This window comes from Streptomyces sp. CA-179760 (assembly GCF_050937045.1).
Classification (GTDB): Bacteria; Actinomycetota; Actinomycetes; order Streptomycetales; family Streptomycetaceae; genus Streptomyces.
Genome location: NZ_JBNJLZ010000001.1, coordinates 8196883 through 8216272, shown reverse-complemented (window position 1 = coordinate 8216272; position 19390 = coordinate 8196883). Strand labels below are relative to the sequence as shown.

At 71.5% G+C, this 19390-nt stretch carries 9 protein-coding genes and 1 pseudogene; 3 read left to right on the top strand and 7 right to left on the bottom strand.

What is annotated here, in order from left to right; all coding sequences use genetic code 11:
- Window positions 1-27: 27 nt before the first annotated feature.
- Entirely contained in the window at window positions 28-639 is a 612-nt protein-coding gene (locus ACQEV8_RS37180) for a TetR/AcrR family transcriptional regulator (RefSeq protein WP_391098665.1), read from the bottom strand.
- Window positions 640-802: 163 nt separating this feature from the next.
- Here ACQEV8_RS37180 and ACQEV8_RS37175 point away from each other — a divergent pair.
- Both ACQEV8_RS37175 and ACQEV8_RS37170 read left to right on the top strand, forming a co-directional pair.
- Window positions 803-1626, top strand: a pseudogene (locus ACQEV8_RS37175) (phosphatase PAP2 family protein).
- On the top strand, window positions 1623-2570 hold the full coding sequence (locus ACQEV8_RS37170) for a hypothetical protein (protein WP_432969644.1): 948 nt from the start codon (window positions 1623-1625) through the stop codon (window positions 2568-2570). The pseudogene ACQEV8_RS37175 and the gene ACQEV8_RS37170 overlap by 4 nt, the downstream one beginning before the upstream one ends.
- Here the strand turns inward: ACQEV8_RS37170 and ACQEV8_RS37165 are convergent.
- Window positions 2560-4611 (bottom strand): phosphocholine-specific phospholipase C, encoded by a 2052-nt coding sequence (locus tag ACQEV8_RS37165; RefSeq protein ID WP_432969641.1) that lies wholly within the window; start codon window positions 4609-4611, stop codon window positions 2560-2562. The two genes, ACQEV8_RS37170 and ACQEV8_RS37165, sit on opposite strands and share 11 nt — an antisense overlap.
- A gap of 169 nt (window positions 4612-4780) precedes the next feature.
- Here ACQEV8_RS37165 and ACQEV8_RS37160 point away from each other — a divergent pair, with 169 nt between their 5' ends.
- Entirely contained in the window at window positions 4781-6064 is a 1284-nt protein-coding gene (locus ACQEV8_RS37160) for an MFS transporter (protein ID WP_432969638.1), read from the top strand.
- A gap of 1 nt (window position 6065) precedes the next feature.
- Here the strand turns inward: ACQEV8_RS37160 and ACQEV8_RS37155 are convergent, their stop codons facing one another.
- Genes ACQEV8_RS37155 through ACQEV8_RS37135 form a run of 5 tightly spaced genes read right to left on the bottom strand, consistent with a single transcriptional unit; the run spans window position 6066 to window position 19368 of the window.
- On the bottom strand, window positions 6066-8642 hold the full coding sequence (locus tag ACQEV8_RS37155; protein ID WP_432969635.1) for an ATP-binding protein: 2577 nt from the start codon (window positions 8640-8642) through the stop codon (window positions 6066-6068).
- Entirely contained in the window at window positions 8639-11020 is a 2382-nt protein-coding gene (locus tag ACQEV8_RS37150) for a hypothetical protein (protein ID WP_432969632.1), read from the bottom strand. The genes ACQEV8_RS37155 and ACQEV8_RS37150 overlap by 4 nt, the downstream gene beginning before the upstream one ends.
- 20 nt (window positions 11021-11040) lie before the next feature.
- Complete coding sequence (locus ACQEV8_RS37145) at window positions 11041-11856, bottom strand: hypothetical protein (RefSeq protein ID WP_432969629.1); 816 nt, start codon at window positions 11854-11856, stop codon at window positions 11041-11043.
- On the bottom strand, window positions 11853-15449 hold the full coding sequence (locus ACQEV8_RS37140) for an AAA domain-containing protein (protein ID WP_432969626.1): 3597 nt from the start codon (window positions 15447-15449) through the stop codon (window positions 11853-11855). Before ACQEV8_RS37140 ends, ACQEV8_RS37145 begins: the two co-directional genes overlap by 4 nt.
- Entirely contained in the window at window positions 15442-19368 is a 3927-nt protein-coding gene (locus ACQEV8_RS37135) for a hypothetical protein (protein ID WP_432969623.1), read from the bottom strand. The genes ACQEV8_RS37140 and ACQEV8_RS37135 overlap by 8 nt, the downstream gene beginning before the upstream one ends.
- Window positions 19369-19390 lie beyond the last annotated feature (22 nt).

The following is a 19390-nucleotide window of genomic DNA, read 5'->3' as shown; positions in this document are numbered from 1 at the left end:
GTCATCCGACGGACGGCGGCCCGGGTCTCATCTCAGGCCCAGAGCCGGCAGTACGGCGGCCTCCACGAACCGGACCAGATAGTCCGGGTCGGCCCACTCGCCCTCCAGGACGGGCCGCACCCGCAGGACGCCGAACATCTGCGCCGGGATGTATTCCAGCGCCGGGTGATCGGCGGGCACCTCTCCCCTCTCGACGCCGCGCCGGATGATCTCCTTCAGCGCGGCGATCTCCGGTTCGATCAGCGCCTCACGCAACGCCCGCTGCAGCTCCGCGTCCTGGGGGGCCGCGTGGGCGAGCGCCTGGAGGAGCTGGGTATCCCGGCCCGACAGCTCCCCCGCCGCCCGGGCGGCCTCACGCAGGTCGTCCGCGAGCGAGCCGGTGTCGATGCACCGCGTCCGCCGGTGGGAGCGCAGCGCCGCCGCCACGAACTGGGGCTTGGTCTTCCACTGCCGGTAGAGCGTGGACTTGCTGCAGCGGGTGCTGGCGGCGATCCCCTCCATGGTGACGGAGTCGTAGCCGCACTCCCGGAGCTGCTCCAGCACGGCGTCGAAGAACTCCTGCTCACGCTCCGGCGTGATCTTGGAGCGGCGTGTGGCACCGACCGGCTCAGGTCGGTCGTCCGCAGCCTGCGACGTCATGTCCGCGCTCCTGGCTTCCTCGGGCGGCCGGAAAATTCCGGCCGGCAGTGTGTTCTACGTCTATCGATACGCCAGTGTACCGGAACGCGACCGTATCGGTACACTGGCGTATCGGTACGCACTCGTACCGATAACAGCACCACCGTCACCGAAGGGGCCGGGGATGAATGCCCGCACCGAGCCTGCGCCGGCGGGGTCCGACGCGACAGCGCGACCGCCGCACGCCATAGCCCGACCTCCGCTCGTCCGGGAGCTCCTGCTCGTCGCGGGGCTCTTCCTCGTCTACAAGTTCGGCCGGCAGCTGGCCACGGGCCACACCGGCGAGGCCTTCCACAACGCACAGCGCGTGTGGGACTTCGAGCGGTCGGTCCATCTGCCCGGCGAGGGGCGGTGCAGTCCTTGCTGCTGCACGGCGACGGTCTGGCGCACGTGGCGAACACCTACTACGCGGCCGTCCACTTCCCGGCCACCGTCGCCTTCCTGGTCTGGCTCTATCTGCGCCGCCCGGCCCACTATGTGTGGGCCCGCCGGGCCCTGGCCGCCGTCACCGCCGCCGCGCTGGCGCTGCACCTGCTCTTCCCGCTCGCCCCGCCCCGGATGCTGGCCGCGACCGGCCTCGTGGACACGGCGCACGTGTACGGGCCGTCGGTCTACGGCGATCCCGCGACCGACTCCCTCTCGAACCAGTTCGCGGCGATGCCGTCACTGCACTTCGGCTGGGCCCTGATGGTGGCGATCGGCCTGATCGTCGCGACCCGCTCGCGGTGGCGCTTGCTGTGGCTGGCGCATCCGCTGCTGACGCTGCTGGTGATCGTCGGCACGGCGAACCACTACTGGCTGGACGCGATCGTGGCGACGGCCCTGCTCGGCCTCGCGCTCGCCGTGATCCCCCCGCCGCAGCGCACGGCGAGCACCGCCGGCCGGATGCAGGGCAGCCTCGTACCGGCTCAGCGGGACGAGCAGGCACTCGCGGGAGCCGGCCGATGAACGCCGTCTCCGTCGCCGTCGCCCTGTCCCTCGTCTCCGCCGTCGCCTACGCGGCAGCGGCGGTCGCCCAGGAGCGGCTCGCCTCCCGCTCCCCCGGCTCGGGCGTGCTGCGGCTGCTCGGCAGCGGCGCCTGGTGGTCGTCGGTCGGACTGAACGCGTCGGCCGCGCTGCTGCACGTCGTGGCCCTGAGGTACGGCCCGCTGACCGTGGTCCAGCCGCTCGGCGCGCTCACCCTGGTCGCGGCGGTGCCCATGGGGGCACGGCTCGCGGGACGGCGGGTGAGCGCGGTCGAGTGGAACGGCACCGCGCTGACGCTGCTCGGTCTGGGCGCGATCCTGGTCACGGCGTCCGGCCCGGCGCCCGACGATGTGCTGAGCGTTCCCGAGGCGCTGGCGGTGGCGGGTGCCACCGCCGCCCTCATCGGGGTGCTGTCCCGGCCGGGCGCCCGCCCCGGGCTGCGCCACGCGACAGCGTCCGGTATGGCGTCGGGAGTCGCCTCGGCCCTCACCCAGACCGTGACGGTGGCCGCGACGGACCGGTCGGGTCCGCTGCTGAGCGTCCAGGTGGTCGGGGTGGCACTGCTCGTGGCGGCCTTCGCGGCCGGCGGACTGCTGCTGTCGCAAGTGGCGTACCGGGGCGGTCTGGGCGCCCCGCTCGCGACGGTGACCCTGGCCAACCCGCTGGCCGCCGCGGTGATCGGGCTGTCGCTGCTGGGCGAACGCCTCCAGGGCGGCCCGGCGGGCGTGCTGCTCGCGCTCGCCGGGGCGGGCCTCGCGTCCTGGGGTGTGGTGCTGCTCAGCCGGGCCGCTCCCGCGGCGGCCCCGGTGGACGACGACCATCCGGTGGCCGCCGTCCTCGCCCTGGAGCCCGGCTCGGCCACGGCCGAACCGGCGCTGGTGCCCCGGCCGCACGATCCGGGGCACCTCACCCCGGCTACCCGGTGATGATCGCCGGGTCGCTCACACCCGGCCGGCCGTTCTCGACGTGCCCCGCGAACCGCCGCAGGAACGCCGCGTCACCCTCGACGGTGACCGTCAGGTCGTACCAGCGGCGGCTGCGGTCGAGGTCGACGGTCCGCCGTACCTTCGCGCCCGGGCGGACGGTGACGGTCGAGGGCTTGGCGCCGTAGCGGTCGGAGAGCTTCAGCCGTGCCGTGCCGGAGCCCTTGTTGGTGAAGGTCAGTTCGACGTCGTCGCCGGTGTGGCGTGCGGTGACCTCGCAGCCGACCGTCTTGTTCGACCCCTTGAAGACCCGCACGAAGCCGTTCGGGCCGTGCACGGTCAGGTCGTACGAGCCCGCCGAGTAGGCCGAGTTCCAGGCATCGGAGAGCGTCTTGCCGGCCTCGGTGGTGTACATCCAGGGGCCGTCGGCGCGGTTGCCGGACGTGATGTGGAAGGCGGCGCCGGCCTTCGGCCCGGAGGCGAAGGCGAGGGTGAGCTTCCCGGTGGCGGCGTCGACCGTGGCGTCCACGTGCGGGGCGTACTTCAGCGGCCGGGTGCGGCGGAGACCGCGTTCCTGCCGGGGCATGCGCGGGTCGGCGGGCGGGGCCGGCTTGTAGTCGGGGTGGCGTTCGCGGTCCTGCGGCTCGTACTCGTCCGTGCCGGGCAGCGGGACCGGCCGCGCGTCCTTGCGGGAGAAGTCGAACGCGGCCGTCAGATCACCGCAGACAGCCCGGCGCCAGGGCGAGATGTTGGGCTCGCGCACGCCGAAGCGGCGTTCCATGAACCGCAGGATCGAGGTGTGGTCGAGGGTCTCCGAGCAGACGTAGCCGCCCTTGCTCCACGGCGAGACGACCAGCATCGGCACCCGGGGGCCGAGGCCGTAGGGGCCGGCCGTGTTCTTCGCGTCACCCGGGAAGAGGTCGAGGGAGACGTCGACGGTGGACAGGCCGCGGGAGGCGTCCTTGGGCGGCAGCGGCGGGACCACGTGGTCGAAGAAGCCGTCGTTCTCGTCGTAGGTGATGAACAGGGCGGTCTTCGACCAGACCTCGGGGTTGGAGGTGAGGGCGTCCAGAACCTGGGCGATGTACCAGGCGCCGTAGTTCGAGGGCCAGTTGGAGTGCTCGGAGAAGGCCTCGGGAGCGGCGATCCAGGAGATCTGCGGCAGCTTGCCCGCCTTGACGTCCGCCTTCAGCCGGTCGAAGTAGCCCTCGCGCGCCTTGGCGTTCGTGCCGGTGCGGGCCTTGTCGTACCAGGGGTCGCCGGGCTGGGCGTCGCGGTACTTGTTGAAGTACAGCAGGGAGTTGTCGCCGTAGTTGCCGCGGTAGGCGTCCTCGATCCAGCCCCAGGAGCCCTTGGCGTCGAGGCCGTCGCCGATGTCCTGGTAGATCTTCCAGGAGACGCCGGCCTGCTCCAGGCGTTCGGGGTAGGTGGTCCAGCCGTAGCCGAGTTCGTCGTTGCCGAGGACCGGGCCGCCGCCGGTGCCGTCGTTGCCCGTGTGACCCGACCACATGTAGTAGCGGTTCGGGTCGGTGGAGCCGATGAACGAGCAGTGGTAGGCGTCGCAGACGGTGAACGAGTCGGCGAGGGCGTAGTGGAAGGGGATGTCCTCGCGGGTCAGGTACGCCATGGTCGTGGTGCCCTTGGCGGGCACCCACCGGTCGTACTTGCCGCCGCGGTAGGCCTGGTGGCCGTCGGGCCAGGAGTGCGGCAGGCCCTCCAGGAACTGCATGCCCAGGTCGTCGGCGTCCGGGTGGAACGGCAGGATCTCCTTGCCGTCCTTCTCCTGGTGCCAGACCGTTTTGCCGTTGTCGAGCGCGACCGGCCGCGGGTCTCCGAAGCCGCGGACGCCTCTCAGGGTCCCGAAGTAGTGGTCGAAGGAACGGTTCTCCTGCATCAGGACGACGATGTGCTCGACGTCCTCGATCGACCCGGTGCGGTGGTTCGCCGGGAGCGCGGCGGCGCGCTGGATGCTGGCGGACAGCGCACTGAAGGCCGTGGTGGCACCCGCGAGTTGAAGAAAGCGGCGCCGGTTTACTTCGGACATGTAGGACAGACCTCTCATCCTGAGGTGCGGGATGGCCGGAACATGACGGAATCTGGGCGGAAGGAGTGTTTCAGGGACACCAAACGCCAAGGAAGGGGCGCGTGACACTCGTGTGAAAGTCGCCGGTACGGAAGGTGTGCCCGGGCGTTGGCAGGGGAGGGTGAGGGGCGTGACAGAGACGCAGACGGTTTCCCCGCCGACGAAACGGCCCGTCCGCCAGCTCCTCGCCGCCTCCGTGGGCAACGCCGTGGAGTGGTACGACTGGTACGCCTACACGTTCCTGGCGACCTATATCGCCGCCCAGGTCTTCCCCGAGAGCGCCGGCAACTCGCTGGTGCCGCTGCTGTCCACGTTCGCGGTCTTCGCGGTGGGCTTCTTCATGCGGCCGGTCGGCGGACTGCTGATGGGCGCGGTCGCGGACCGGCACGGGCGGCGGGCCGCGCTCACGGTCACCATCCTCTTGATGGGCGGCAGCAGCCTGCTGGTCGGACTCACCCCGACCTACGCCTCGGTGGGCGTGCTGGCTCCGGTGGTCCTCGTCCTCGCCCGGCTGCTGCAGGGCCTGTCCGTGGGCGGCGAGTTCGCGGCCTCGACGACCTTCCTGGTGGAGTCGGCGGGCCCCGGCCGGCGCGGGCTGTTCTCCAGCTTCCAGTACGTGTCGACGACCATCGGGCAGCTCGTCGCCTCCGGCATCGCCACCCTGCTGGTGGACACGCTGAACGACGGGCAGATGAACGGCTGGGGCTGGCGGGTCCCGTTCGTGGTCGGGGCCGTGCTGAGCCTGGTCGGCTTCTGGATCCGGCAGGGCGCGCAGGAGACCCGCAGCGCCGAACAGCAGGAGGCCCCGCGCCCGGGGCTGTTCGAGGCACTGCGCCGGCACCCGCGCGAGTCGCTCCTGATCTGCGGCATCACGGCGGGCGGCACCATCGCCTACTACACGTGGACGTCGTATCTGCCGACGTACGCCGAACTCAACGCGGGGATCGAGAAGTCGGACGCGCTGCTCGCGGGCACCATCTCGCTGGCCTTCTTCGCCCTGCTGCAGCCGCTCGGCGGACTGCTCTCGGACCGCTTCGGCCGCCGCCCCCTGCTGCTCTTCTTCGGCCTGGGCTTCGCCCTGCTCACGGTGCCGCTGCTGCACAGCCTGCGCGACTCGTTCGCCGTACTGCTGCTCGTGCAGTGCGCGGGCATGGTGCTGCTGACCGGGTTCACTTCGATCAGCGCGGCCGTGAACGCGGAGATCTTCCCCCCGCGGGTGCGCGCTGCCGGTATCGGCTTCCCCTACTCACTGACGGTGGCCCTCTTCGGCGGCACGGCTCCGTACGTCGGCACCCTGTTCAAGGAACTGGGGCACTCGGGGCTGTTCCCGTGGTACGTCGCCGTGCTCTGCCTCCTGTCATCACTGGTGTATCTGCGGCTGCCGGAGACGGCGCACTCGGAGCTGCGCCGCTGAGTCAGGGAGCGGCGTGGGAGCCGGTCTCCCGTTCCGGCAGGATGAGTTGCAGGGCGGCGCCCGTCAGGGCCGGATGCGAGGAGCTGAGGACTTCCACATCCGCCTCCACAGCCGTGGCGGTGAGGGACCGCAGGAACTTCCGTACCCGGGGCAGACCCCATCCGCGGGCCGCGCCGCGCGTGGTCCACTCCGGCTGGAAGATCCTCCGGGCCCGCGCCTCGGTCGGCAGTCCGGGCCCGTTGTCCTGCACCCTGACCAGTACCTCCGGGCTGTCCAGCGTCACCACCACCTGCACCATCCCCTCGCCCCGGTCCGCGACTTCCTCCGCCGCGTTGTCCCACACCTCGTACAGCACCGCGCGCAGCACGGGTTCCGGCACGTCGACCCACAACGACGCCGGACAGCGCAGGTCCAGGCGGACCGTCCCGTACTGCCCCTGGCACTCGGCGGCCAGGGCGGCCAAGACCCGGCTCAGGTCCGTGGCCTCCGGCACCGCACGGGCGATCAGCTCCTCGGCGGAGTCCTCCCGTAGTTCGCGATCCGCCAGGGCCGCGAGAGCGGCCAGTTCGTCCGCGCCCGCGCCGCGCCCCTCCGCCTCGATGTACGCGGCGTACGAAGGGACCGGAGCGAAGCGGTTGCGGTGCCAGGCCGTCCAGGCGGAGATCGCCGTAGCACCGTCTTCCGCGCCCTCGGCGGCAACGGGCTCCCCTGGATGGGGTTCCTCGGCGCGTGCCATCTCCTCCAGCAGGGTTGTCAGCTCCCGCTCGGCGGTGGGGATCAGGGCTCGTACGGCTCCGCTGAGCGGTACCCGGAACCGGGTGGCGCCGTTCTCGTCCGCCGCGGCGAACCCGCTCCCGGGCTCTGCCGCGTCCTGGGCGGGCAGGAGCAGCCCGCGCGCCTCCAGCGCCCGGATCCCCGTGATGGCCCGCTCCCTGGCGGCCGGCCAAGTCGAGCAGACCTCCGCCCAGTCGGCCACGTCCCCTCGGGAGACGCCTCCGTTCCGGTCGCAGACGGCCAGGGAAGCCCACCAGGCGGCCTGGGCCGCCGGCTCACCGCACCGGGCCAGCAGCTCGGCCCTCATGGCGTGCAGCAGGGCTTCGTCCTTCCGCCAGCCGCCGCTTCGGGCCGTCCACAGTCCGTCGCGAGAGGCACGGCGGTCCATCCCCTGGGCATGCCGCAGCATCACCCACAGGAGCCCGGGGTCCATGCCGGTGCAGTTCTCCATCACCTGGACCGCGGAGGCGTCTCCGCCCAGCGACAGGCGTGTGATCCAGCGCAAGGTCCGCCAGGCCGTGTCCGGGTCTTCCCCGAGGATCTTGTCCAGCGCCGCGCGGGTGTCGCCGATGAGTACCTCCACGGGCCACTGGCGCGCGAGGACACCCAGAAGAGCGGCCGCCCGGTCGGCGCGCAGAACGGCCATCCTGAGCAGGTCCCGCAAGCTGAGCACGGCGACGGCCTGGCGGTCGGTGTAGCCGGTGACCACCAGTCCGGGGCCGACCGCGACGACGGGGCCGTCCGCGGCGAGCGCCGGCTGCACGACTGTCGTCTCCGGGTCGGCGACGTAGAGATCGACGCGCCCGGTCGGACGCAGTCCGGTGAACAGATCACTGTCGAAGAGACCGTCGAAGAAGGTGAACCAGCCGCCCTCGATGCGCCGCGCCACGGCTTCCTCACCGGGCGCGCCGAGGAAACGTCCGAGCGCGTTGGCGAAGTCCTCCGCCGCCTCGGCGGACGGCTGGCGGGAGAGGCTGTCGAAGGCGGCGAGCAGCCCCTTGGCGTCGTCGTCCGCCTGCCAGGCGAGGAACTCCGGCGGCCTGCGCACCGCCCGGTTCAGGTGGTACTCCAGCAGGGTTTCCTCGGTCCAGTTCCCGTCCCACATGGGCAACGGTGTCACCGCCTCGGGGACGGGCACCCCGATGGGCTCCCGGTTCAGCAGCGCCCGGGCGCTGACCAGTTCGCCCGCGGCCAGCAGCGACCGCACGCGCTCGGTGGCCAAACCCTCAGGGGCGGGCTGCTCCGCGGAGGCGGCCGGGCCGGCGGCCTCCCGCTCCTGTCGCGCGATGATCTCTTCCAGTTCCGCGGCGAGGCCCTCCACCTGCCGGTCGAGATCACGTTCGAGCGGACACAGCAACTCGTCGGCGGCTGCGAGTCGCGACCGGACGCGCTCGGCCAGCACGACCGGGTCGAGCTCGGCGACCGGCACTCCGGCGGCCTCCGCTCGCCTCGTCAGCGCTGTGATGCGCTGCCGCACCACTTCGGCACTGCGTGCCCGGGCCGACTCCAGCCTCCGTTCCAGAAGGCCGCCGTCGTGCTCTCGCAGGTCCGGGCAGGCCTTGAGCAGTTGCTCGGCCGCGTCGTGCTCACCCCGGTCCAGCAGGGTGTCGAACGTCGCGCGCGGCGGCAGGCCACCGACGTGCGCGAGGACGGCGTCGGCGAGGACTCTGGCGTCGAGTTCGGGCGCCGCGCCGGCGGGGGGCTGTGTGCCGTCCGGGCCACGCTCCGCCAGGGCGATCAGCACATCCGGGAAGTGGAATCTGCTGGGCCACGTCGCCAGCAGTTCTCTCGGGACCCCGTTCACACGTCCTCCCTCCCGACCACCGGCATCGACGCGAGCTCACTCAGCAACGCCTTCGCCGGGTACAGCGCCGGCCGGCCCAGACTGTCCGCCTCTTCGAGCAGGTTGTGCCACTCGCGGTCGAGGAACCGGGCGAGTTCAAGCTGCGCGGTCTCCAGCCTGGGGAGCATCGCCGGACCTGAGCCGACCGTGCCCCGCTCGTCCTCGGCCGCCGCCAGCCGCGTGAGGCGATGCGCCTCCGCCATGAGCTGGGCGATGCGCCGCGCGTAGCTCAGGTGGTGACTCCACTCGACCTTCTGCAGCCCCAGGTCCGCCGCGAGCTGGTCCATGTGAACGCGGGCGTCGAGGGACGTGCGGGGCAGTTCGGCGGCGATCCGCGTCCTCAAGCCGGTCGTCGCCTCCCGCTTCGCCATGTCCAGCAGGCCGGCGAACACACCTCCCGGCCGGAACATCGCCCGGTGCATGCGCTGCCCGTCCAGGAACTTGAAGCGGTGATCGGTCCGCTCGAAGTCCCGGACGTCGGCGACCAGTCGCTCCCAGCCCAGCCGTACCTCCGCCGACCGCTCCTGACCGTCCGCCCAGGCGTTGATGTCCGGCAGCGGTACGGGAGCCCGGGTCTCGCGGAAACACGCCGCCGCCTGCTGTGCCAGGCGCAGCCATGCGGACGGCGAGGGGTCGCCGGCCTTGGGCCCGGGGCCGGACAGTACCTCTTCCCAGACCAGCAGGCCGACGTCCCCGCCGTGCAGCAGCATTTCGGCGACGGCGCCGACCACGGCGACCGTGCGGTGTTCAGGCCCGGCATCGCTGAGTTCCAGAGCGCTGTAGTAGAGCTGTTCGCCGAGAGGGCCGTGTTCGAGGGGAACGGCCACGGCCGCCAGGTCCACCGGCATCTTCTCCCCGTCGCCGAGCAGCGAGGCCAGCAGGTACGCCTCCATGAAGGCGTACCGCTGCCAGGCGTCGTACAGCAGCCACAGGCCCCACGTTCGCCGGGGCTCCCCGTCGTCCTGCGAGCGGCGGAGCAGGACCGCGGCCTCCCTGCGCAGTCGTTCCGGCGGGGTGTCGGCGTTCAGCCGGTCGTCGAGCAGCGTCCAGTCGTCGTAGTCGGCGGGTACTGAAGAGACGGACGGCAGGGGCGGCAGGTAGGCGGGCAGTTCGGCGGTGGCGGCGGCGCCGAACCAGTCGGGGATGCCCAGTTCCCTGGCGAAGTCCGCGGCGAAGTCCGAGTTCATGATGTGCAGCCCGAGCTCGGTGGGCGGCTGGCCCCGCGTCGGGTTGATGGAGCGGTTGCCCAGAGGGCGGTAGCTGCCGACGATCGTCTCGAGGTCGGAGAGCACCGCGCGGGCCCGGGCCTTGGTGGTGCGCAGCGTCCGATCGGCGGACAGCAGGGTGAGCAGGTCCGCGTAGGCCTTTGCCGGACGGTGCCCGTCCTTGAGCGGCGGGTGCTGGAGGTGGACCGTCACGTTCTTGTCCCTGAGCCGCAGCAGCTGCTGGCCCAGCGCGTCGGTGCACGCCTCGGTCTCGGCGGAGTCGTCGGTGACGGCGAGACGCTGGGTGGCCCCGCCCACGGCGGTGTGCACGAGGTCGACGTACATGCCGTCCCAGACGGCGCGCACCACGGGGACGCCGCGGTACACCCCCTCCACCGCGTCCGTGAGTTCACGTAGTGCCCGGCCCCAGCCCGCCGACCACTTCGTGCGGGACTCGACCTCGTCGTCCTTCCAGTCCTCCGTCAGCCTGGGCAGCGGAACGTCGTGGCGCGGGCCGCCGGTGGCCGGCGGGAGACGCACGCCCCGCTGGCGCCGGTCGAAGTCGGTGGGCAGGAGGGCGATATTGCTGGCCGCCTCCCAGTACGGGTAGGTCCGTCGAGCCCAGCTCAGCAGCTCCGTGATGCAGTCCGGGGGTTCGTCGCTGCCCTCGGCCGGCTCCACGAGGACCCCGGCCCCGGTGTTCGTGGCGAGCACGCTGCGGGATCCGACGTAGGCGGACCGGTTGTCGCAGACGACCACCGAGGCGGAACTGCTGCTGCTGCGCTCTTCGAGCAGCACATTGCCCGGGAACCGCGCGTGCAGGTCGTACAGGGCCGTGGCGACCTTGCCCTCCAGCTGGGCGGACTGGTGGCTGCCCCAGAGGAAGACCAGCGTGACCCCCCGTTTCGCGGCGACCTCCAGCGAGGGCAGGACCCGGTGCAGGGCCTCGTAGGTGATGTGCGGCAGGGCCATGAGGAGCTGCTGCGTCGCTGATTCGATCAGATGCGTCAGTACCCAGCCGACACCCGCCCCCGGGGCCACCGGGCTGACGGAGCACCGGGCCCGCCGGGCCTCCGCCAGTTGCTCGTTCACCCGGCCGGCGAGAGCGCTCAGCTCTTGGTGGCGGGCCGGCATCTGATCGAACGGGATGGTCGTCAGGCCCTCCGCCAGCCGGTCCAGGCCGACCCCATGGAGCGCAGGCTCTCGGGCGGGAGGACTGCCAGCACCTCGCGGGACAGCAGTTGCTGGACGAACTTGCTGTCCGGCCGGCTGCGGACGAGTTCGCCGACCCTGGCCTGGAAGAGCTGCACGGCACGTCTGCCCCAGCCCGCCGGCATCCGCACCGGCGTGACGGTCACCAGGCCCGTGGCGGGGTCACGGCTCACCGTGACCTCCACCGTGCTCCAGTGGAGGGCCTCCGGCGAGCCGAGCAGGGGGTTGGCGAACGACACGTTCAGCACCCGGCGGCGTTCGCCGTGCCGGCGCTGGTCGGTACGGACGGCTTCCCGTACCGCGCGCAGCAGATCCGCCTGCGGGATGTCCGACTCGGAGATGCCCCGCGCGGGCGGCATCGCCACGGCCCCGTACGGCACCCGGTCCATGCCCTTGCGGTGTGGCAGCACGGCGGCCGTCACCGGGTCGAAAAGGAACTTGCGGGACAGCAGCGTGCTGGCGGCCGGACTGCCACCGTCGCGCTCGCTGAGCACCGACTGGGCCGCCTGGGTGTTCACCAGGGTGTTGGTGGCGAAGTCGACGGCGAGGAGGCCACTGCTCCACAGACCGTGCACCACGTCGAGAACGAGCCGGTTGGGAAGGGAGAACAGCGCTCCGAGGTCCCGGACGGTCTTACGGCCGGCGGCCACCGCCCGGAGCACCAGCTCCTCCAGGGTGGAGGCGCCGTCCTCCGGGCCCAGTTCCATCCGGAGCGTGACGACGCGGCAGGGAATGGCGACGAGGACGGTCCCGGTCACGGGGCGACCCCCCGTCCGCCCACGATCTCTCCTGTCACCGCGTCGACGATCGTGCCCACCCCTCGGAAGGTGTCGATCACCGTCTGCCAGTCCCTTCCGCCGTGGCGTTCGAAATGCGTCAGGTTGCCCACGACGACGAGCAGTTGCTGTGCCCGGGACAACATCACGTTGACCACTTCGGGTTGTGCCGTGTGTCCCACGTTCTGCCGTGATTCAGGGCCCCTCGGTGTGCTGCGCACCAGCGAGACGATCACGGTCTTCGCCTGCCCGCCCTGGAACGAGTGCACCGTGTGCACCCTCTTCTCCAGGAACCCGCGGTCCAGCTCCCGCACCTGGCGGCGATAGGGGGCGAGCACCGCCAGCTTCTTGGGGTCGCGGTCGCCGTCGAGGCCGAGGTCGCGCGCGAGTTCTCGGATGAGTTCGGCCTCTCCCTCGTTCCACCAGTAACCCCTGTCACCGCAGTTCGGATGGCTGGAGGTGTCCAGCCAGACGAGGGGCGCGCCTTTGAGATAGGCTGGCTTGGTGGCGCCGTGAAACTCCTTGATCTCCGGGTCCGGGTCAAGGAACGTTCCGGTGGCGGTGCTGCCGGGGTAGAAGGCTCGGGCGAAGGGCAGGGCGATGTCCGGGTGCATACGGAACTGGGTGTCGAGGGTGTCCACCGGGTTCGCCGCGTCGGCGCGCTGGTTCGCCTCCCGCCCGCGAAAGAACGTGGCGAACATCTGGATGAAGCCGGTGTACTTCTCGCGCGCCGCGTAGTGCAGCTTGATCCGCTCGTCCCTGTGCCTGCCGAGACTCTCGAGGAAGTTCGAGACGTCCTTGGCGCGATGCGGGCCGAGTTGCAGGTGGTCGCCGACCAGAGTCCAGCGCACTCCGCGGACCAGCGGCATGATGATCTCGGTGGGCCAGGCCTTGGCCGCCTCTTCGATGATGACCCAGTCGAAGACGGGGTCGCCGACGTCGTCGGTGAGGGTACCGGCGATCGAGCAAGTGGCGAGCACGATGTCGGCGCCGGCCCGGATGCGCTCGGTCAGCTCGATCAGGTTCTTCCGCGCGACGCCGCCCCATCGGCGCATCAGCGCCACCTCGGCGGGGTTGCGGGCCCCCTGGCTGCCGTCCTCGACCCTCTTCTCGATGCGGTCGACGAGATCGCCCGCGATCGCCTCGGCAGTGAAACCCCGGAGATCCTTAGGCAGTTCGGAACCGTCCTGGGTACGGGACAGTTCGCGCAGAATCAGGATGGACTGGTTCTCGATCACCGGTCGCAGCAGCTCGACGCACTTGACGGCCAGTTGGTTCAGCGCGTCGTTGGACTGCGCGCTCACCAGCACCCGGGCGCCGTGCTCCGCTCGCAGGAACTCCCGCAGCGCGTGGGCGACGACGGTGCTCTTGCCCGTGCCGGGAGGGCCCTGAAGAGCGTAGAAGGGGTGCAGTCGCAGCATGTCGGCGATGATCTGCGGGGCCTTGCCGCGCAGCGGCTTCTCGCCGGGCCGTGGTGGGATCTCCAGTGTCGCTCCCCGCCGGCTGCGCAGCTCGATGGAGGTGGGCGTGTGCAGGACCCGGGCCAGGCCGGCCTTCTGCCGCAGCGCGGCGAGCCCGCGTACTTCCCTGCGGAGCTGGACGTCGGTGCCGTGGTCACCCCAAGGCCTGAGCCAGCCCCTCTCTTCCGGCTCCGCTCTGCCGTGCGTGGGTTCCACGACGATGGAGTCGGCGTCCAGCCGCTCCAGGACACGGAAGCGGGGGGTCTCGGCGTTGAAGCGCGGGGTGGGCCGGTCGGGCCCCACGGCGATCATGCCGTCGTCATCCGCGAGGAGGCCGCGAGCGAAGTCTCCGAGCAGAGGTCTGCGCCTGGGGTCGGCGCAGTACGCCGTGAGCAGCTCGTCGCCGTACAGCCATCTGCGGTCGCGGCTGTTGTCGTACGTCAGCACGAAACGGCCGTCGTTCGCCTTGCGGAAGAAGAACGGATACTGCCGGGCGCGCAGCGCCGCGCTCTGGTAGTCCAGCATGAAGGACACGGCCCGCAGCATCTCCTGGACCTGCGTGTCCTGTTCGCCCCGCCCCGTGTTCTGCACCGCCTTGGTCAGCTCCTCCCAGGACGGCCGGTCGTGCTGTACGTCGTCGAGCGGATGTTCCAGCTGGAAGGGCACGAGGTCGATCTTGCCGACGCGGCGTTTGGGCCGGATCGCCACGACCTCGGATGCGAAGCGCCGGTCCGCGAGGTACTTGATGACCAGGGTGTCGGTGTGCGTCGCGATGCGCTCGCCCATCGAGTTCCGGTCGTAGAGGAACGAGCAGAACCACACGGCCTGTTGACCGATGAGCACCCACTCGGCCTCGGCGAGCGAGGCGGCGTCTCCCTCCACGAATCCGACCCCGCCGCCCTGGCAGTGCACGAGATCGGCCTCCCGCAGTTCCTCCTCGAGGAAGGCCTGGAGTTCGTCACAGCCCTGCTGGGTGTCGGGGCTGTGGTCCGTCCAGTTGCGCTGTTCGTAGACGGTGACGACGGACTGCTCGGGCATGAACGCGATCAGCCGGGGCCTGGTGTCCTTGGGAGCCGGATCCAGTGCGCTGCAAATGCCCGTCCAGTCGCGCTGGAGCGCCGCCGAAGCCTCAAAGGACGAACTGCGGACGGTGGGCGAGGGGTCGAGCATGTCGAGCAGGGCCGCCTTCAGGGCGCGGGGCAGCTTCGTCGACAGACTCAGCTCGCGCCGCATCGCGGTGTGCAGGCGGGCCAGAGCCGCGGGCAATTCGTCACCCTCGGCGTCCTCCACCACCGCACAGTCCTCGGGGAGGCGGTCGACCAGGGGGCCGACGAACAACTCCCAGCCGAGCACGCCAAGCCCGAAGACGTCGGTGCTGCTGTGGTCCAGGCGACGCAGTTGGATGTCGCAGAAGACCTCGGGGTGGTTCTCCGGCGCCAGATACGCCAGATGGTGGGCCTTGGTCATGGTGCCCGACGGAGTGAGGAAGAGAGCCTGCACGGCCTCCTCGTACTTCGACTTGCCGTTCGGGCCGTGCACCGAGTGCAGCAGGTTGTTGAGGAGCGCGCTCAGTTCGAAGCGGCCCAGCGACAGCGTCGCTCTCGCCGGGTTCTCCGGCTGCTGCTTCATCCGGACGGCGCCGAGCGTCAGATTGCGATGCATGATCCGGGTGCCGTGCAGTTGGCTGAGGGCGTCCGCCAGCAGGCTGAACTGCTCGAAGGCCACCACGGGGTGGGCTTTGGCCCAGCCGTCCAGCACGGAGCGCCAGTCCCGGGCGATCGGCTGGCCCTCCAGGCGGGTCATGATGAAGGCGACCTTCGACCTGCGGTCGAAGCTGCCGTCCACGATGTCCGGCAGGGCGGGATGGCCCAGCATCTTCAGCCGCAACAGGTTGCGCACCTCGTGGTCCCACAGGTCGCCGCCGGCCAGGTCGACGTTGAGGAAGAGCGCCACCTCCCGGACGTCGGTGCCGTGGTCCTTGCGCCGCAGCACGAAGTGCAGCAGCCGACCTTTGATCAGCTCCTCGACGGTGCCCACGAGTGTGTAGCGGCCGTGCTCCGGATTGTTGCCGGTGAACAGGTTGTGCAGCTGGTCGTTGATGTACTCGTCAGGCATGCGTGTCCTCCGTTCCCCTGCCATCGGTGGCCCACGCGACAGGATTGATCTTGAGTACGGCCATCCCGTCGTCCATGGCGACCGCGAGGCGTCCCGCGCCGAGCGATGCCAGCCGGAGACAGGGTGCTCCCAGCCGAAGGGTGCGGACCGGCAGCCAGTGAACGTCCTCGCCGTCGCGCCACAGCACGACGGTGCCGTCCCGTCCGGCCGTGGCCCTCACCCGGACACCGCGCCCGGCGTCGGGACCGACCAGGTCGACGCAGCCCATGACGCGTCCGTGCAGGTCCTCGGCGCCCTCGGGCAGGGGTGCCCGCTGAGCGCCGGTTCCGTCGGCGGGCGGTGCGGCATCGGTCAGTTCCGCCCCGTCGGCCGCGTCGAGTACGCGAACGGCGGTGCGTCCCGCACGCAACTCGGTCACGACGAGGGCTTCCTTGTCGTCCGGGAAGACGTGGCGCCGCAGCCCGCTGACCTCCGAGGGCGCGTCGGCCGAGGCGGTACCGGCGGGTGCGACGGCCTGCGGGTCCCAGAAGTGCACGGTGGAGTCGCGTTCGGCGGCCGTCACGAGCACCGCCCCGCCGTGCGGTCCGCGCAGCGCGCCGATCGCCGTGATCGCGCCCGTGCCCGTCGAGGTCTCGACACCTGCGGGAGCCGCGTCCTCGGTGGGCGGGAGGACCACCCGGACGCGTCCCCGTTCGTCGCCGAGCACCGGCACGCGGCTCTCCTCGGACACGGGCAGCGTGGCCAGCACCCGGGGTCCGGTGCTCTCCACGGCGACCTGGGCGCCGTACCTGTCCGTGACAAGCTCCGGCTCGCGGTCGCCTGCGACGACGCGCCAGTAGGTGAGGTGGCCTTCGTCGGAGACGGTGACGATCCGCGGGCCCGTCGCGGGGTCCGTGACCCAGGTCAGGCCCGACAGCCCCGTCCGTGCGCGCCGCTGGTGCACCAGCACCGGCACGGGGCCGCCGACGTCCCACAGGCTCAGCAGTCCGCACTGGTTCGCAGCCACGACGAGCTGCCGCCCGACCGGGCCGGGCACCGGAGCGAGGCCCACCACGTCGGTGGCGGCCAGGGGCGTTTCCGCACGCCGCAGTGACCCGTTCGAGCCGAGGAGCGCCATGAATCCGACCTCGCCGGCGACGACGCACCGGCGCGTCCCGTCCGGCAGGGCGGTCATCACCGTGACCAGTTCGTCGGTCTCCACAGCCCGCGGCCGGCGGTGCTCGGCGGCGGTGTCCCACAGCTGGAGCGTCCTGTTGTGGTGAGCGACGGCCAGCAGCCCCGAGCCGGCCGGCCCGTCGGCGAGTACGGCCAGTGCGCGCACCGGCTTGTCACATCCCCGCAGCAGCAGGACCGGGACGTGTCCCCGCCAGGGTTGCCAGACCACGACCGTGCCGTCGTGGGAGCCCGTCACCAACCAGGTGGCGTCCGGCCGCGCGGCCAGCGCCGTCACCACACCGTCGGGGCCGCCGAGGCGCAGGTGCAGGGGTACACGCAACAGCTTCCCCCAGCACACTTCCCATGCGGCGTCGGGCCCCGCCTCGTGCAGTGCTCCGGCCGCCCGCAGTCCGCCGAGCTGACGCAGCGCCGGTCGGTCGCCAGGCCGGGACACCTTGATCAGATGCGCCGACGCGACCGTCCCCAGTACCTCGACCGGCAGCTCGGTGGGCATCGTGCCGGTGCCGGGGCCGGGGGTGAGCGCCAGGGTGCTCAGCGAAGCGGGGGCCAGCCGATCGATCACGGCGGGCCGCCGGCCCAGTGCCGTCCACCCTGCCGCTCCGCAGTCGGCGGCGTACTCGGCGAGCCGCGCGGCGAGGTGCGGGCTCAACGGGCCTCCCTGGTCGGCCTGGTTGGCCGCGAGGTCCAACAGGGCCGCGAGCATGGCCTGCCGATCGTGCGGTGTGCTGTCGGTGAGCAGTTCCTCTGCGTAGGTGCGATGCGCCAGCCGGTACACGCTGCGCCTGTCCTCACCGTCGATGAGGACATAGGCGGCGGCACGGTTCAGGAACAATTCCAGTTGCCGGTCGTCGACGCGGCTCCCGCTCCCGGCGATACCGGCCGCCGCCCGCGCCCAGATGCCGTCCGCGAGGGGCAGTCCGCGACCGTGGGCGAGGGCGAGGGCGCGGAGCAGGGGGCGGGCCGTCGGCAGTCCCGCGGTGATGCGTGCCACGGCTGCGTGGAAGAGGCCCGTCTGATCACGGGCGAGCATGTGGTCCAGGGCGGTGCGCGCCTGCGGGTCGGCGGACAGGACGCCGGGGCGCTGTTCGATCTCCTGGAGCACCAGGGCGGCCTGGAGGAACTGCCAGGACCCGTCGGCCACGTGCGAGGCGACAGCCTGCCCGATCCTGTCGACGACCGCCTCCTGCCAGTCCGCGTCCCCCACCGGATGAGCCTCGAGGATCCGGCGTAGACCGCGTTCGGTGCGGGCGCGGGTGGCGGTGGGGTCGGGTGCGAGCTTCAGGACCTCGGCGTCTCCGGTGACGGCGCCGAGGACTTCGAGCAGGTCGGCCCGGCGGCTGCCCGAGAGCGACGGAAACGGGGAGGGGCGGGTGCCGATCAGGAGCCGGACGCCGGGTATCGCGGTGAGGTCCCGCAGCAGGGCCGCGACGCGCAGCGGATCCCTGGCCTCGTCGAGTCCGTCGGCCACGATCAGTGCTCGGGTCGGCTTCCAAGGGGCCGGGGCGGCGCCGGCCAGTTCGCCGAGGCGACGGCGTAAGCCCTCGACCGCCAGGGCGGCGTCGCCGGAGCTCTCCCCGTCGGCGCCGTCGGTGGCCGTTCCGAGCGCGACGCCCATGCGCCGGACGACATCGGCAGGTGTGCTTCCGGTGAGCACCAGCACGGCGGCGACGTACGGGAGTTCCCCGGTGTCCGGTCCCTCGTCCGGGACACCGCTGCCGATGTGTGCGGCCCGGCCCGGCTTCGCGTCCGTGCCCTCCGGCTCCGCCGTCCTGGGGTGGAACCACCGCTGCACGGCCTCACCGAGCAGTGCCGACTTCCCCGTTCCGGGCGGGCCCGTGACCGCGAGCACGGCCGGTGCCTCGGAGTCGTCGCGCCAGCCGGCGATCGCCTGTAGTTCCCCGGTCCTGCCGGTGAAGTCGTGCGTCACTTCCAGGAATCCGGCCCGGTCCGGATTCTTTCGCTGCGGCGCGTCACCGGGCTCGTGGTCGAAGCGGCTCTGCTCCCACCGCTGGTTGGCGACCGAGGTGGCGCCGACGAGCGGCACGTGGTCGGGCAGGAGCAGGCGAAGCTCGGCATGCGTGTCGTCACCGACAAGCCGCGCGTAGCAACCGCTGTCGGCGAAGTGGCGCTGGAGGTCGCGCAGGGTGAAGACCTCGTCGTGCGAAGTCTTGCTGTTCACGAAACTCTCCAGGACACGGCGGAACGTCCCCAGATAGCCCTGGGCCGCGGCCTTACCCGTGGCGATCAGCAGCAGTGACCGCACCGTCGGCTGCCCGCTCCCGTTGAACTTCTGGGCCACGTCCTCGGCGAAGTTCGCGGAGTTGCACGCCTCGAACACGACGAGCGCCCAGTGACCTTCCCCGTGAGTCCGGGACTGCTGCTCCGTGTGGACGTGGTGCGCGACCATGTCGGGCGTGACCCGGGCGTTGCGCTCCTCGGTGTCGGGGACGAGCAGCACGGAGCCGAGGGTGGCCGCACGGCCGTGACCGAACCACAGGAGCGCCGACGAGCAGGGCTCCTCGTCCCCTTGCTCCACGGCCCAGTGCGCCAGTGCCTCGTCCGCTTCGGTGAGCGACCGGACGGCGTCGCCCTGGAAGACGGGTTCGACACGGCGCCCGCCCATACGCCGTAGCGCGTCCGCGGCGAGGCCGGCCTCGCCGGCCATGTCCTCGTCGTCGTAGCCGACCACGCGCCCCATCGGCAGCACGTGTACGGCAAACGTGTCGGCGGCCTCGTGTTCCATGGCGTGGAGCTCCCGGGCCGCG